Genomic DNA, 12,765 nt, shown 5'->3' on the forward strand with positions numbered 1-12,765 from the left:
CATGCCCAAGCCACGCATTCTTATTGGCACTCCAACTTATGATGGAAAAGAATATTGTTTTGATTATTGGGCTCAAAACCTCAAAAAAATAGTAAAAAATGCACGCAAAAAATTTCACGTGGATGTTTTGATCGTAGACAACAGCCAAGGTATGCGTTACAAAAAACTCATTCAAAAAAAGGGGTTTAATGTGATAAAAATTAGGCGCGTAAAAGACCCTCTTGAATCGCTTGCTAATGCTAGGAAAAAAATCTTCAATGCATGCGTAAACGGAAAATATGATTATTTATTTTCTCTTGAGCAAGACATTGTTCCACCCCCCACTATTTTGCGCCAATTGTATGCATTACGCCAAAAAATAAAGAAAGAAAAAGCAATAATTGGAGCACCATATATTTTACATGACGCCGTTGAAATCAGATCCCATTCCCCGATTCGAAAAGATTATGTGACTTCGATTTCATCCCATCGATTTTGGCGCAAAGAATTCAAGTATTACGTTCAAAGTCTGGTTTTTGCATCCAAACTTCCTAAAAAAAGGAGTATGAAATGTTTTTCCGTTTGCCTAGGTTGTACATTAATCGATTCAAAAATAATTGAATCTATTAAAGTAAAATTTGTCCCCGGAATTCGCAAGCCTGATGATTCATATTTCTTTATTGAATGCCAAAATAAAAAAATACCCGTATATTCGGCAAATCTATTGCTTCCATTTATCCGCCACTATAAAGGATCCACTTACCACCAAGAAAGCTGGTTAAAACACTTATACAATGGACAACAAGAAGCGAGATAAATAATGACTTCCTCCCCACCCTAAAGGGTGGGGTATCCAACAAATAGAAAACGTCACTTGCTCGCGTGATCGCTCGCCAAACAATGGGCGACGAATGTCGTTCTAAAGGACGAGACATAAACCTTTTTGATGAAACTTTTTTCTAAAAAGTTTCAGTCACTATTCCAAGCGCACCAAGAATGTCTTGCGATGGCGCTCTTTCCCCGTTCGGGACAAACCGATGAGCTTGGAGGTCACGGTCATCTCCACGTTATGCCGGCGTGCCAGAGAAACGGCGGCGGCCTTGGCGGCCTTTTTTGAAACGATCCACGCGTCAAAACCAAATTTTTGAGTGATCCAATTCACCACCACGGCCTTGGAATCCGTAGCATGCAGGGGCACTAACGCACTCTCGATAACCGTTTGCGTTTGCCTAATCTTGTCGATAGAGGGCTCAGTGAATCGAACCTGGAGAATGCCCTCATAATAATCACTTGAAACGAGCATGTCATCATTGCAGATGCTGCCTTTCAATTTCAGGTTGACCGGGAATTGGAAATCAACGGGGTGATCCAGGAGGGAGCCAGAAACTTGAATGAGAAGAGGGATGTGCTTTTCCTGGCGTTCGCCATATTCGATGGCGATATCCATTTTGGATAGTTCCCTGGACTTAATGTGAGACGCCACCCATTTGGAAATGGGCTTTTCCTCCCAGGGAATCCAATTCCCATGCACGCGTACTTTCTCACAGCGCTTGCAGCGCTCCAGCTCCAGGATAGGGGGCACCTTCACTACATCCGGATGGTCGAGGAGAAAACAGGTGCGGCAGAAGAGGCCGATGAAGGGCCCTTCCGTTGTTCCACACTTGGGGCAGAAGGGTTGCATGGAAAGAAATGGCCGGGTCTTCGTTATAAGACCACGGTTTCCCCGACACCGGGGTTGCTGACCTTGAAGCCCTGATCTCTCAATTCTTGGCCGAATTGACCTGAGATCTTTTCATCCCCATGGATGAGAACAATGTGTTCGGGGGCGAGGGTGGTGATGGTTTTCAACAAATCATCCTTCCCTGAATGGGCGGAAAAGTCGTAGCGCTGAATCTCCATTTTGGGTTCAACCACGCCGCTTTCCAGTTCGATCTTTCCCGTTTCAAGGAGCTTCCTTCCTTTGGTGCCATGGACTTGGTAGCCCGTAATGAGGAGACTTGAACGCGTGTCCTGGTGGAGGCGGTTGAGGTAATACAACACCGGTCCCCCTTCCAGCATGCCCGCGGTCGTGACGATGACAGAGGGTTCCTTCAACGCCTGCTTGCGGATACCGGGATGAACGACGATATTCAACTGATCGAGCATCCGGCGAACCACTTTGGGCTTTTTGTTGTACTGGGGAAACTGGTTATAAATTTCAGTGGCCTTGCGGGACATCCCATCCAGGAACACCGGGGCATCCACCCCATGCTCGAAAAGGATATCCAATATTTCCTGCGTCCGACCGATAGCAAACGCCGCCACTACGCATGTGCCTCCCCGATCAATGGTTTCACGGATCTTGGCCACGAATTCCTTAACGGTTTTTTCGCGATCCGGGTGAACCCGGTTACCATAGGTGGATTCCATCATGAGGTAATCCACTTTCCCCAATCCTTTGAGGTGGGCCCCATCATGAAGACGGATGGGGGGCACCATATAATCGCCCGTGTAGACGAATGTTTTGTCCCGATTAGTTAGTTTCACCATCGCACTCCCCAGGATGTGGCCTGCGTCCACGAATTCCAATTGAGTGTTGGGTGTAATATCCACGGGTTTATTGAAATGGAGCGTGGTGGTATGCTTGTCCACATTGGAAATATCGTGCTTGGAGAACGGGGGGATTTTCCCTTCCGAATCCGCAATCTTCAATGCGTCATGCCAAAGCATCCGGCTCAATTCGAGCGTGGGCTTGGTCATGAATGTTCTCACGGGAGCGTCCTTGAACAAATGAGGGACGAATCCGGAGTGGTCGAAGTGGGCGTGGGAGAGGACGAAGGCATCCAGCTTCTGCTTGATGGGAAGGGGATACGAGGTCTCCTCGGGAGACAATTTCACCCCATAATCCAGGAGGATATTCTCTTTTCCATCGCTGAAAATGAATGAGGAGCGGCCAATTTCCTTGCCGGCTCCGTGAACTTCGATAGAGTATTGTGTAGTCATGTTTTGTTTCACTTTTTTCCTTGCCTAGGTTGCTTTCAGGCCAATCGCCCGGACTCATGAATGAATCCGTGTTCAAACAGCGGCCTCGATGAGGCGCTTTTGAGGCGCATTCGGCCCCACAAAAAAGGCATTTTTGAGTTAATTCTACATACAACGGGCCCCTAAGTCCTTATAAACCCCCTCCTGAATGGGGCGCAAAACATACCATCCCTGGCATTATCGGCGATGTCTCTTTGGGGGAGGGATAGATTTAGGGACGCCATCCCTGAATGGTGGATTTCGATGTCGGGTTCGCTCGGCGGCTAACCGCTCTAGGACCATACGGGTGTGGGGTTGGATCGGGGGAGTTGATGGATGAAATAGGGTGGCCCTCAATAATGCCGGGAGACCACGATGAACGGCGGCTGCACGCAATTCGGAGTGGACGCCTTTATTTATTTTTTTGGTGATATCCTTGAGCGTGGGGAGGGAAACTTCGACCCAAAAAAAATGGGCTTTGTAATTGTGGGAGTCTGGAATCTTCCTTCCTGTTGAAGGGCTTTTGTCTGGTAATTTAAAATCGCGACCTGACTCCACCATCATAAGATGGGGAGTGACGGATAAAATATCCTTTCTCTCTAACTTTATTTCTTCAGACAGACCCCTGAATAGGGTGGGTACATATCGCCCCGCGTCTTTTGGCTCACGGGTTTCGGCAGGTCCCAGCATGAGCGCGTTGGCCCATTTTCCACGGGAATCCCGCTTGAGAGTCAAATAAAAAAAATGATTTCCGGACCGAGCCACCATGATGGCCACGGCCGCATTCCGCGGTGCCATATCAACCCACTCTTACAAGGGTTCCCATATTTAATGATGGATGCTCGAGGATGCGCCGTAAAGCCCCTTTTTTCTTAAGGGAAAAAATGCGTACCGGAGCACCGCTTCCCAGGTTCACGATCTCTTCCAGCTTCCCTTTCATGCCACGCGTCACATCAACCGCCATGGATTCCCCTACCAATGCACCCACTTTTTTCAGATTGGCATTGGTGATTCTGGAAATGCGTTTGGCCCGCTTATCCTTTTTGGGGTCCGAGGTGAAAACCCCATCCACATCGGTTCCTAGTAGCACATAGTCTGGTGAAAAATGTTTAGACAACCGCGCGATGATCCGATCCCCACTCATCACGCTCCACCCCAAGGTTGAATCGGGGACCATTGATCCGGTGGAAACGGGAATAATGCCTTTGTCCAAGAGGGTTTCATATGCCTCCAGATTCCATGTCACTAGTTTCTTATCGCGTTGTTCAAAAAAAGTAGATGGGTCGACGAATTTAGCCGGCATACCATGGGATTTGAGCAGCCTGACGATGGTGAAACCGATTCGTTTGGTGGCACGCAAGCAAATCTGAACCCCCTTTTTTTGGTGTGGGGTGCGGACACCATCATTAATCCCCCACTTCACCACGATCCCATGTCCAATGGATCCCACCCCGCTAATAAGGATTAAGCGAAAGGGTTTGATCGCTCGCGCCTGGGCAATCTGACGAATCAACCCTTTCAGGAACAACTGATCAATATGAGGGATTTGCTCTCCTTTTTTAGTGACAATACTTCCCCCGAGCTTCAGCACATAGAAGCGCTCCATTCCATTCGAAAGAAGGGGTTCTATATAATCCAACCCGAACGCACGATTAAAAAGACGAAAAGGTAGGTCCCGGGATGAAGACCACGCGCCTTATGCAACAGGATTTTTTGGAATCCGTAACACTCGCCCGGCGCGCCGGCATCCCATTCGTCCCCACGCAGGGGCTATGGAGAAAGGATGACATCCAAAAAACCGTTAGGAAAATCCCCTTCCCCTGGGCCATGAAGGCCGCGGGAAAAAAGCTATTGCACAAAACGGATGCGGGGGGCGTGGCACTGGATATCCAAAATGAAAGGGATGCTCAAAAAATATTCCAGAGGATGAAACGAATACGGAATTGCGAATACGTGGTGGTGCAACCCATGCGGAAGGGAATCGAATTGATTGTCGGGGGAAAGATTGATCCGCAGTTTGGCCCATTAGTATTAGTGGGGAGCGGGGGCATCTATACCGAGGTGCTGAAGGACGTGCGCATGCGCATTAGTCCAATAGGGACGAAGGATGCGGAAGCCATGATCAAGGGTTTGGCCATCTATCCTATTTTGAAAGGCGTGCGGGGGCAGAAGGGAGTGAGGATGTCGGAATTGATAAAAATCATACTTGGAGCGGATAAACTTATGCGCTCGGGTAAGATCGCGGAATTGGACCTCAACCCTGTTCTCGCCACTCCCCAAAAGGTAGAAGGGGTGGATGTGCGGATTATTCCGGAATCATTATGAATGCTACCCCCCCTTATTCCGTGTGCTAAGGGAGATTGCTCATGAACGAAAAAATTCAATGCCCACAATGCGGCAAAATGATGGGAAATGCAGAAGCCTTGGGCATGCACACCCGGACCAAGCACCCAGAAACCCTCCCGGCAAAAAATGAATCCAATCTTTTTTGGAGGAAATGGAAAATCTCCATCATGGGAGCAGTGCTTCTATTGGGAATCGTCCTCGTTTTAGGTAGTGGCCTATTTTCATCCGGATCCCCCGACCCCGATGGGAGCGGGATCACTTTTCCGACGCCCAATGTGCATTGGCATGCGAGCGTCAATGCATCCGTCTGCGGGGAGACATTCATCATGCCATTGGCCCCCATCCGCGACCATTTGTTGCATACGCACGAAGACCGCTTGATTCATGTAGAAGGAATCGCCAGCTCTCCCGATCAAATCACCTTGGGGAGGTTTTTCCAATTAGTCGGGGTCACCTTCACCTCGCAAACATTCAATGGAACCAGTGTCGAAGATATTTGTCCCAACGGGGAAGCGGCCGAAATGGTGTTTTTAGTCAATGGCCAACCCAGTGACGAATACGAAAACCGCGTCGTTCGGGATGAAGACGTCTACACCATTCACCTTGAGTAACAAAGAACCCTCCCCCATTTTGGGTTTTTGCTGCAGAAGGCCCCCCCTCCTCCCACTTGTAAAGCGGTCAAGAAAACGCACCTATTTTTAATTCAACCAAATCCATCCTCCCAATATGAACACGTATGCACACATTTTTGGGGAAAAGAGGCTCATCATATTCGACATCGATGGGACGATGATGGACACCGTGGCCATTCACATGGACGTGCTTCTTGAAGCTTACCAACGCAACCCCGCGACCCCGCACCCGGATCCAAAGATCCTCCAACGCCACCTGGGAAAAACATCCACTGCCTACGCGCGAGACGTCTTCCGGGACCATGGGCATGCCAACCCCACCTTGAACGACATCCAATCCATCATTGAATACCATCGCCAGAAAGCCACTCATCCGTCGTTCCTCGAGGGAAAGGAATCGTTATTCCCCGGGGTCCGCGAATTATTGGAACGATTGCGCCAGGATGGAAAAGAGCTAGCGGTCATCTCCGGGAACATCCGGGAAACGGGGGAAGTATTGTTGCAAGCGACGGGAATCATCTCCTATTTCAAATACCGGGTGTATGCCTCGGACACTTACTTGGGAAAGCCTATTCGGGAAAGGCACGAGATGCTTCGAAAGGTACTGGAGCAGGTTCAGAAAGAAAATAGGGGGCTTTCCCCTCGTGATACCCTGGTGATCGGGGACACCATGTATGATATCGAGGCGGCCCATCAAGTGGGAATGGAGGCACTCGCCGTGGGAACAGGCAATACTCCGTTAGACGAATTGAAAACCCATCACCCTCTCTTTGCCGCGGCAACTTTGCGGGAATGCCTTAAATAGACGAACCGAATATCCCGCTCATGCCCTATTCCAGACGCATCCCTAAAACAAGGTGGGGACATATCCTCTCCGAACGCGTGGCGAACTTACCTGAGTCGGAATTCGAATCCATCATGGGCATCGCCAAGGAACGCCCGGACATCATTTCATTAGGGCCGGGGGAACCTGATTTTAGTTCTCCTACGCCGGTTATCCGCGCCACGCAAGAGGCGCTCCAAAAAGGGCAGACGCATTATTCGGCCATCCCGGGGTTGAAAGAATTGCGGGAGGCCATCTCGCGCAAACTGAAAAAGGAGAACCATATTTTCCTGGAAGACCCCGAGAACGAAGTATGCGTCACCGCCGGAAGCACGGAAGGATTGCTCTTGGGATTGATGAGTATCGTGGATGTGGGAGAAGAAGTTTTAGTGCCCGACCCGGGGTTCTTAGCGTACACCCCCATGGTGGATCTGGTGACGGGAAACGCCCTCCCCTACCGCTTGAAGGATGAGGATGGGTTTCAAATCCACCCTGAAGAATTGGAAGCCCAGATTACCAACAAGACCCGCACCATCATCCTGAATTCCCCCTCCAATCCAACGGGGACGGTGCTCAAGCGAAAGGTTTTGGAGGAGATCGCTGACATCGCGGTGGAGCATGAACTGATCATATTTTCGGATGAGGCCTATGAGAAGCTGGTCTTTGGTAAAGGAAAACATGTGAGCATGGCCGCGCTGGAAGGCATGCACGATCACGTGCTGACATTTCAATCATTCTCCAAGAGCTTCGCCATGCCTGGATTTCGTATTGGCTACGTGGCCGGCCACCATGAGTTGGTGCGGAAAATAGGGCAGATTCACGTGTACACGAGCCTCACTGCGAGCACGGCCAATCAATATGGGGCGCTGAAGGCATTATCCTTGGGAAAAAAATATGTGGAGCGGATGCGCACGAGCTATGACCAGCGGAGGAAACTGGTTTTGAAGCATGTGAATGAGATGAAAACATTACACGTGGAAGTGGAACCGGAAGGGGCCTTTTATGTGTTCCCCCGAATAACGACAAAACAAAAATCCCGCGACTACGCCCACGCACTGGTGAAAAAAGCCAAGGTCCTCATGGTCCCGGGAAACGAGTTCGGGCGAGGGGGGGAAGGATTCATGCGCATCTCCTACGCGACGAGCACCCAACAGATTAACGAAGCATTTGAACGGATGAAGAAGGCGGGGTTCTGACCACCCTACGGCGACCCGGTCACCATACACTTAAATAGCACATACACATACATACACAGTATGGGTACGAAGACCATCTCTATCACGGATGAGGCGTATGATCGTCTCTTTCGCAGAAAGAAAGGGAATGAGAGCTTCAGCGAGGTCATTTGCCGGCTTACCAACAAAAGCAGCATTCTTGCATTCGCGGGAATCCTTTCTGATTCGGAGGGAGAAAAACTCGAACGTGCCATCAAAGAGGGAAGAAAAACCTCTCGCCAGAGGAAAATTGAGGCGATTTGATGATACTCGACACGAACGTGCTCATTGACCTCCTGAAAGGAAGAAAGGAAGCTATCGCCAAACTTTCAGAACTGGAAGAAAAAGGAGTCGTGTTGTCCACTACTACCATTTCCGTCTTTGAACTATACCGGGGACTCCGAGAAATAAGCAATCATGAAAAAATCACCCAAATATCCAAATTATTGGAATCACTCGATGTGTACCTTTTCGATAAAGAGTCCGCCCGGGATGGGGGAATGATGCTCGCCAAACTGGAACGCGAAGGAAAAGGAATCGACACTGAGGACACCATGATTGCAGGCATCGCCAAAACCCACCAAAAAAAAATCCTCACGCGAGATACCAACCATTTCGCACGCATTCCTGACATTGCCATTGAAACATATTAACCCCCTTTTTTCAGTCCAAAAAAAAAGAGGCCAGCGCAGCAAAAAAGAAAAGATAAAGGGGGCAATCGAATGATTAAATAAAACGGATTTTGAAGAAATAATACATTTTATGACTAGTATAACCGTCACAAATACACGTTTTATCGACTACTATAATAGTCATAAATAAAGAAATTAAACTGAGAAGGAAGCCTTCGAACGGATGAAGGAAAAAGGGTTCTGAACCATAAAACAATCGGGTAAATTTTTATAGATCCAAGAAGGATGGTTAATTACTAAAAAATGACTAGACTATGGGAATTGGTATAGGTCGATTGAAGATGAGTATTCCGAATATCCATTTCCAACGTAGCTGGGTATATGAGCAAAAATGGTGGGAATTCCGGCTAACCAAACCGCCTCGCATAAGCGAGGAAGCGGCCAACCAGTTGTTTAAGCAAATCAAAGAACGAAAACCCCTGTTCGAGCACCTCCTTGGTGAAATTACCCGCACGCTCCAAATTACCTGGAAACGGAAAGAAATTGAGGTCACCATGATCGCCTTATTCATTGGATCTTTCTCTAAACCCCTTACCATATCTTTGAGCGACGCCCATGGACACCCTAATGACATCGAGGACTTAATCGATATAATCATTCATGAACTCATCCACAATGCCCTCAATGAACATCCACAAATAAATGCTGCCCTCACAAAAATCCGCACAGACTACCCTGACGAACCATTCCTCACCCACATCCATATCCTCGTACATGCCCTACACATGACCTTGTATGAACAGCATCGCGGAATGGATCGGGCTCAGCGCGATATTGACAAAAGCGCTTTACACCCCTCATATGCCAAAGCGTGGCAAATCGTCACCAAAGAGGGGGCTGAAAATATACTCAACAAATATTTGTCCGATTAATCTTCAATTATTTGATTTCGTTTTTCTGTTTTCGAGTTTCCGGATGACAAAAGTGGTGTCGAAATAACCTTTTCCAATATAGTCGATTTTGTAGCCAGATTTCTTTATGATATCTACCATTTCCGCTCTTGAAAAAATACCCCTAACTGTCTTTTCGGCGATAATTTTAGACTTCCTGTTTTCGAGGATGAAATATACCATCTTCGTATACCACTTTCTATCCTTGGCATGAGCGTGCATAGAACGTGAAATAGAGACGTTTCCGGAAAAATATTCTTTTGTGCCGAAAACATCTTCCTTCATTTGATCTGTGAGAACTAAATCGAAAATCAAAATGCCATTTTCAGTCAATAGATTCCGCAAATTCTTCAATGTCCGGATAAATGTTTTAGAATCCTGGCAATAGGCGAAGGAATTGAAAAAGCTGATGATAATGGGAAATGTGGTCGGAAATGAAATTTCCTGATAGGGCTTCCTCTTCAAATGGGCATGCTTCAATTTCTTCCGTGCGATCCGCAAGAATGCCGGGCTGATATCCGATCCATATGCATCGTACCCTTCTATCTCAAATATTGCCAATAATTGCCCCGTTCCGCATGCCACATCCAGTATTTTTTTTGGTAAATTATTTTTCTGGCGATACGAATCAATAAAAGCGAATCCCTTTCGATAAAAGGGTTCACTGGAATACATTATATCCCAATAGGGCGCAATTGAATCGTAATAGCTTAAACGCATTTTACCCATCATTTTCACCAGTAATTTTTCTCGACCAATAAACCACTCTTTATAATCAGGTTTTTTACCCAATTGTTTATATATCAGTTGATATACAATTGACTTATGCCTACCCAGATCCCCATAAACAGGACCATCTTCAAGCATCCTATCGACCGGTACCCCCGCCTGGACACGGTGTTGATGATTGAGGAGGTGCTTCGAGATGCAGGTGGAGACTTTTCGGTCAGGGAAATCTGGAAGAGATTGCCCAAGCAGGTGATGTGGCAAACGTATCTGACAGTCCTGGATTACCTGGAATATTCGAACAAAATACTCATTGATCCTCGGGATAACCATCCGATATGGATTTGGGATCCTGAAGGGGTGGCCGAGGCCAAACGGAAAGGGGTCATTGTTCATTAATACCCAAACCGGCGCTCATAGTCCTTATGACTCAACCATTCTAAGATAATGGCTAAAACTTCTAAGTCGTTTCCCCTGAGGAAATAGAGTAGCCGCCATCCATTCGGTAAATCGTATTTGAAAAGATTCGTAATTCTGTATTTGACCACATATTCTTTTGGCCACAATTTTTTGGGCACCTTGATCCCACCAATCGGGTTTTCTTTCAAATCGATAAAAGCCTTATCAATATAATCGGCCAAACGACGATCTTCGAAGGGCCCTTTTCGCAGCCGATCAAGGTGATATTCCAACTGGCTATCGACCATTACTATTCGATAAATAGGAGGGACCCTAGCCATCTCGATCGAACCGTTTCTCCAAAGCGATCACGCGGGGCACCACCACTTCGAAAGCGGCCTCATAGTCCCAAATGCTTTGATGGTCATCGGATTCGCAACAAGCCACGAGGCGGCCGAGCATTTCTTCTTCATCCACGAGGTTAACCCCCTCACGGGTGTATTCCACGAGCTGCAATCCCACCAAATCCTGAAGGATGCCGCGCACGTGGTATTGGAATAATCCCGTTTGGCGGGCGATTTCCCTCAAGGAAAGGGGGGTGGGGAGGAGTACTTGTAACACGCGGGCGTGCCATTCCATGAAACCAATGCTCTCAAACCGGGAAACGGCCTTCACTAATGTCAAATCCTTAAGATTCATGCGCGAGGCGGGGTGGGGGTATTTGGAAAAAGGGGATAGGCTCACATCCCCCGACCCAACCTCCAGCGACATATAGGCTTTCAGAATGGCTATGTAATATAGGTGCGGTTGAAGGAAAATCAACCGGATGGTTGAGGCCAGGGTTTCACCGATGGGTTAAAAGCCTGCATTCCTACCAATCCGGGCATGAGACCGGCTGTGATCTCTTTGCGGAAACTTCCTATCAAAAAAGGGGTTCGCTTTTACTTCACAATCAAGATCGTTGGTTTTAGCGAGCCATCGAACGAATAATTTTTCGGAGGATGGAAAATGACACATATTTCGTTTATTTAAAAAAAACATATCTGGACTACTAAAACTGGCTGAAAAAATGACTTCCTCCCCCACCTAAAGGTGAGAGTATCCAACGATTAGAATCTTGTCACCTGCTCGCGCTGTTGCGCTCGCCACTCAAACGAACAGTCGGCCTAAAGACCGAGGTATAAAACCACAAGACGAGGAATTATTCTGTCTGCCGTTACATTTATTAATAAAAAAAAATTAATGTCATTATAATGGACTTTTCAAAAGAGGAATTAAGTAAAATAAAGAAGGATAAAATTTTCATTAAACAAATCAATAATTCTAAATATTGGATAAAACCTCTTTTTGAGCATAAAACATATCTCTTAGGAAATGTTAAATCGCATAAAAAATATTTTCAAGCACTAAAGAAATATTTAAGAAAACACATTCCTGAAACAAAATTCATTAAGTTTGATAAGAGAATAACTTTAATTGTCCAAAAAGATATTACAGGAAAAAAGCTAACAAAATTAAAGGAAATTAAAGAATTAATGAATTTGAAACAAAATAAGAGTTTCAGGAATGGACTTAAAAAATTGCTTGAAAATAAAAAATGGGTTATTGATTTGTATATCTATAAAGAAAATTTTATTTCTACAAAAAACAAAGAATTATTTTATATCGATGGAAGAATGCCAATATTTCCAGAGCCAAAAGAAGATAGATATCAAATAAGTAAAAAAAGGACATTATGGCTTCTAAGGCAGACAGAATAATTAGACATAACACCTATTAAGCGTAATAATATTACGAACAAACCCTCAAATGAAACGAGTTACTAAACAAAGTGTTAAGTCAATGTATAGAAAGAAGCGCATTCTGGAAGAAGTATATACCATTAAGGAAGGAAAAAAGGAATTTTCCTTCTCTTCCAATGATATTTCATATTGGCACTCTCTTGAGGATTTGAAGCGATATGCCAGCCCATATTTCAAATTAGTTCGAACATATGGAGATTATACTGGTGCTGAATTTAATTCCAATTTTTCGAGGCGAATGATTACGGCATGGGAAAAGGCA

General features: G+C 46.4%; 16 protein-coding genes. 10 read left to right on the forward strand and 6 right to left on the reverse strand.

Features of this window, described 5'->3' with window-relative positions:
* Position 1 precedes the first annotated feature (1 nt).
* Positions 2-796 carry a hypothetical protein gene (locus Q8P05_02315; GenBank protein MDP2666310.1) on the forward strand — a complete coding sequence of 265 codons (795 nt, stop codon included), beginning with the start codon at positions 2-4 and terminating at the stop codon, positions 794-796.
* Between the two features lie 159 nt (positions 797-955).
* Here Q8P05_02315 and Q8P05_02320 read toward each other — a convergent pair whose 3' ends face one another.
* The 3 genes from Q8P05_02320 to Q8P05_02330 form a co-directional block, all read right to left on the reverse strand.
* Positions 956-1,660 carry an NMD3-related protein gene (locus tag Q8P05_02320; protein MDP2666311.1) on the reverse strand — a complete coding sequence of 235 codons (705 nt, stop codon included), beginning with the start codon at positions 1,658-1,660 and terminating at the stop codon, positions 956-958.
* 23 nt (positions 1,661-1,683) lie between these two features.
* Positions 1,684-2,961 carry an MBL fold metallo-hydrolase gene (locus Q8P05_02325; GenBank protein ID MDP2666312.1) on the reverse strand — a complete coding sequence of 426 codons (1,278 nt, stop codon included), beginning with the start codon at positions 2,959-2,961 and terminating at the stop codon, positions 1,684-1,686.
* 817 nt (positions 2,962-3,778) lie between these two features.
* Positions 3,779-4,585, reverse strand: coding sequence for an isopentenyl phosphate kinase (locus Q8P05_02330; protein ID MDP2666313.1), 807 nt, complete (start codon positions 4,583-4,585; stop codon positions 3,779-3,781).
* Between the two features lie 74 nt (positions 4,586-4,659).
* Here Q8P05_02330 and Q8P05_02335 point away from each other — a divergent pair, with 74 nt between their 5' ends.
* The 7 genes from Q8P05_02335 to Q8P05_02365 all read left to right on the forward strand — a co-directional run bounded on the left by Q8P05_02335 (position 4,660) and on the right by Q8P05_02365 (position 9,558).
* Positions 4,660-5,304: an acetate--CoA ligase family protein gene (locus Q8P05_02335; GenBank protein MDP2666314.1), complete on the forward strand. Its 645-nt coding sequence runs from the start codon at positions 4,660-4,662 to the stop codon at positions 5,302-5,304.
* Between the two features lie 41 nt (positions 5,305-5,345).
* The gene (locus tag Q8P05_02340; GenBank protein ID MDP2666315.1) at positions 5,346-5,936 is read left to right on the forward strand and encodes a hypothetical protein; all 591 of its coding nucleotides are present in this window, start codon (positions 5,346-5,348) and stop codon (positions 5,934-5,936) included.
* A gap of 115 nt (positions 5,937-6,051) precedes the next feature.
* On the forward strand, positions 6,052-6,762 hold the full coding sequence (locus Q8P05_02345; protein MDP2666316.1) for an HAD family hydrolase: 711 nt from the start codon (positions 6,052-6,054) through the stop codon (positions 6,760-6,762).
* Between the two features lie 20 nt (positions 6,763-6,782).
* Entirely contained in the window at positions 6,783-7,976 is a 1,194-nt protein-coding gene (locus Q8P05_02350) for a pyridoxal phosphate-dependent aminotransferase (GenBank protein MDP2666317.1), read from the forward strand.
* Positions 7,977-8,036: 60 nt separating this feature from the next.
* Positions 8,037-8,258 (forward strand): antitoxin VapB family protein, encoded by a 222-nt coding sequence (locus tag Q8P05_02355; protein ID MDP2666318.1) that lies wholly within the window; start codon positions 8,037-8,039, stop codon positions 8,256-8,258.
* Positions 8,258-8,647: a PIN domain-containing protein gene (locus Q8P05_02360; protein MDP2666319.1), complete on the forward strand. Its 390-nt coding sequence runs from the start codon at positions 8,258-8,260 to the stop codon at positions 8,645-8,647. The genes Q8P05_02355 and Q8P05_02360 overlap by 1 nt, the downstream gene beginning before the upstream one ends.
* Positions 8,648-8,940: 293 nt before the next feature.
* Entirely contained in the window at positions 8,941-9,558 is a 618-nt protein-coding gene (locus tag Q8P05_02365; GenBank protein ID MDP2666320.1) for a hypothetical protein, read from the forward strand.
* 3 nt (positions 9,559-9,561) lie between these two features.
* On the opposite strand, the gene Q8P05_02370 is transcribed toward Q8P05_02365, so the two are convergent.
* Complete coding sequence (locus tag Q8P05_02370) at positions 9,562-10,305, reverse strand: class I SAM-dependent methyltransferase (GenBank protein MDP2666321.1); 744 nt, start codon at positions 10,303-10,305, stop codon at positions 9,562-9,564.
* Positions 10,306-10,401: 96 nt separating this feature from the next.
* Here Q8P05_02370 and Q8P05_02375 point away from each other — a divergent pair, with 96 nt between their 5' ends.
* The gene (locus tag Q8P05_02375; protein MDP2666322.1) at positions 10,402-10,701 is read left to right on the forward strand and encodes a hypothetical protein; all 300 of its coding nucleotides are present in this window, start codon (positions 10,402-10,404) and stop codon (positions 10,699-10,701) included.
* Here Q8P05_02375 and Q8P05_02380 read toward each other — a convergent pair.
* Both Q8P05_02380 and Q8P05_02385 read right to left on the reverse strand, forming a co-directional pair.
* The gene (locus Q8P05_02380; GenBank protein MDP2666323.1) at positions 10,698-11,009 is read right to left on the reverse strand and encodes a type II toxin-antitoxin system RelE/ParE family toxin; all 312 of its coding nucleotides are present in this window, start codon (positions 11,007-11,009) and stop codon (positions 10,698-10,700) included. The two genes, Q8P05_02375 and Q8P05_02380, sit on opposite strands and share 4 nt — an antisense overlap.
* A 25-nt stretch (positions 11,010-11,034) precedes the next feature.
* A complete protein-coding gene (locus Q8P05_02385) occupies positions 11,035-11,472 on the reverse strand; it encodes a hypothetical protein (GenBank protein ID MDP2666324.1) in 438 nt (145 codons plus the stop codon).
* Between the two features lie 482 nt (positions 11,473-11,954).
* Here Q8P05_02385 and Q8P05_02390 point away from each other — a divergent pair, with 482 nt between their 5' ends.
* Positions 11,955-12,461: a hypothetical protein gene (locus Q8P05_02390; GenBank protein ID MDP2666325.1), complete on the forward strand. Its 507-nt coding sequence runs from the start codon at positions 11,955-11,957 to the stop codon at positions 12,459-12,461.
* Positions 12,462-12,765 lie beyond the last annotated feature (304 nt).

This window comes from Candidatus Diapherotrites archaeon, assembly GCA_030688545.1.
Taxonomy (GTDB): domain Archaea; phylum Iainarchaeota; class Iainarchaeia; order Iainarchaeales; family VGJJ01; genus VGJJ01.

Excerpts from the sequence above, each read along its gene's own strand:
- Q8P05_02315 (MDP2666310.1), top strand. The coding sequence starts at position 2 with ATGCCCAAGCCACGCATTCTTATTGGCACTCCAACTTATGATGGAAAA.
- Q8P05_02320 (MDP2666311.1), bottom strand. The coding sequence starts at position 1,660 with ATGCAACCCTTCTGCCCCAAGTGTGGAACAACGGAAGGGCCCTTCATC.
- Q8P05_02325 (MDP2666312.1), bottom strand. The coding sequence starts at position 2,961 with ATGACTACACAATACTCTATCGAAGTTCACGGAGCCGGCAAGGAAATT.
- Q8P05_02330 (MDP2666313.1), bottom strand. The coding sequence starts at position 4,585 with ATGGAGCGCTTCTATGTGCTGAAGCTCGGGGGAAGTATTGTCACTAAA.
- Q8P05_02335 (MDP2666314.1), top strand. The coding sequence starts at position 4,660 with ATGAAGACCACGCGCCTTATGCAACAGGATTTTTTGGAATCCGTAACA.
- Q8P05_02340 (MDP2666315.1), top strand. The coding sequence starts at position 5,346 with ATGAACGAAAAAATTCAATGCCCACAATGCGGCAAAATGATGGGAAAT.
- Q8P05_02345 (MDP2666316.1), top strand. The coding sequence starts at position 6,052 with ATGAACACGTATGCACACATTTTTGGGGAAAAGAGGCTCATCATATTC.
- Q8P05_02350 (MDP2666317.1), top strand. The coding sequence starts at position 6,783 with ATGCCCTATTCCAGACGCATCCCTAAAACAAGGTGGGGACATATCCTC.
- Q8P05_02355 (MDP2666318.1), top strand. The coding sequence starts at position 8,037 with ATGGGTACGAAGACCATCTCTATCACGGATGAGGCGTATGATCGTCTC.
- Q8P05_02360 (MDP2666319.1), top strand. The coding sequence starts at position 8,258 with ATGATACTCGACACGAACGTGCTCATTGACCTCCTGAAAGGAAGAAAG.
- Q8P05_02365 (MDP2666320.1), top strand. The coding sequence starts at position 8,941 with ATGGGAATTGGTATAGGTCGATTGAAGATGAGTATTCCGAATATCCAT.
- Q8P05_02370 (MDP2666321.1), bottom strand. The coding sequence starts at position 10,305 with ATGGGTAAAATGCGTTTAAGCTATTACGATTCAATTGCGCCCTATTGG.
- Q8P05_02375 (MDP2666322.1), top strand. The coding sequence starts at position 10,402 with ATGCCTACCCAGATCCCCATAAACAGGACCATCTTCAAGCATCCTATC.
- Q8P05_02380 (MDP2666323.1), bottom strand. The coding sequence starts at position 11,009 with ATGGTCGATAGCCAGTTGGAATATCACCTTGATCGGCTGCGAAAAGGG.
- Q8P05_02385 (MDP2666324.1), bottom strand. The coding sequence starts at position 11,472 with ATGTCGCTGGAGGTTGGGTCGGGGGATGTGAGCCTATCCCCTTTTTCC.
- Q8P05_02390 (MDP2666325.1), top strand. The coding sequence starts at position 11,955 with ATGGACTTTTCAAAAGAGGAATTAAGTAAAATAAAGAAGGATAAAATT.